This is a genomic window from Actinoalloteichus spitiensis RMV-1378, assembly GCF_000239155.1.
Taxonomy (GTDB): Bacteria; Actinomycetota; Actinomycetes; order Mycobacteriales; family Pseudonocardiaceae; genus Actinoalloteichus_B; species Actinoalloteichus_B spitiensis.
The window spans coordinates 1-1,073 of sequence record NZ_AGVX02000662.1; the positions used below are offsets into that span (position 1 = coordinate 1).

2 protein-coding genes are annotated in these 1,073 nt (G+C 70.4%); both read right to left on the minus strand.

Annotation, left to right across the window (positions count from 1 at the left end; genetic code table 11):
* Window positions 1-269 precede the first annotated feature (269 nt).
* Window positions 270-629, minus strand: a complete 360-nt coding sequence (locus ACTIDRAF_RS0223570; RefSeq protein ID WP_016701156.1) for a DoxX family protein — start codon at window positions 627-629, stop codon at window positions 270-272.
* On the minus strand, window positions 626-1,073 hold a 448-nt coding region (locus tag ACTIDRAF_RS30825), incomplete at its 5' end, for a hypothetical protein (RefSeq protein WP_016701157.1). The genes ACTIDRAF_RS0223570 and ACTIDRAF_RS30825, both read right to left, overlap by 4 nt.

Here is a 1,073-nt window from a genome sequence, read left to right on the forward strand (position 1 = left end):
GGCCCGGTGCCGACAACGCCGCTGGGAGAACCCGATCAGGGCGTTCTCGTCGCGGGTTCGCCCCTCGGTCCCGGTCGCCGGGTCCGGGGCGGGGATGGGCGCCCCCGGCCGCGAGGGGCCAACGCCCACCGCCGGCTGCTCCGGCGCTCGAGCGGCGGGGCCACCGGTCACCGGGCCGACAGGCCCCACCGTGCTGGACCTGGGGGCTGTGCCCTCCGCACGCTGGTCCGCAGCGGAGCGCCGCGTGACCCCGGCGGTGCTCGTGGCGGCTAGACCAGGTACGAGAACACGAACACCGCCACGGAGAAGGCGAGCAGCCCCAGGCAGTTGACCCAGAACTCCTGTCGGAGGAAACGTGCTCGGACGTGCGCGTACGAGGCGCACAGGAAGTAGGCCACGACTCCGGCGTTCGCGGTGGCCCCGACTCCGGGAACCCAGATGCCGACGATGAGTCCCGCGCTCGCCAGTGCCTTGATGACGATGAGGGTCCACCACCACTCCCGGGGGAAGCCCACCCCGTCGAGGCAGTCGCGGATGAACTTCGGCGGTCGGATCGAGAGCGCCGCGTCCAGGAGGAGCACCGAGGCAAGCGCCGCCGGGAGCCACCAGAGGGCGGGGACGAGTGTCATGTTGAGCGTTCCTCACTGGAGCAGATCGTGGTGATGGTGTCGTGCAGACGATCACTGATCGTGGTGGCCTCGTCGTCGGAACCGGCCGCCCAGCCGAACAGCGATCCGATGTAGGCGAAGTAGATCGCGGTCGCCAGCGAGGTGGGGTCGCGCGTTCCCGGGTAGCCGCCCTCGTCGAGCACGTCACGGATCTCGTCCACCAGCGTCGTGGACAGTTCGGTGAAGACGGTGGAGGAGTGGTTCCCGGCGACGAGGATCGAGGCGTACGCCCTGGCGAGCTCTGGGCGGTTGGTGAAGAGGTCGAGGAACGGTGTCAGGAGCGACATCACGCGAGCCGCGCACGGGGTGCCGGTCGCGGATGACGGCGGGGTGACCGAGCCCCGCCGGGCCAGGTGCACCTGTTCGATGAGCCTGTCGAAGATGGCGACGAGGAGCCCGCTCTTG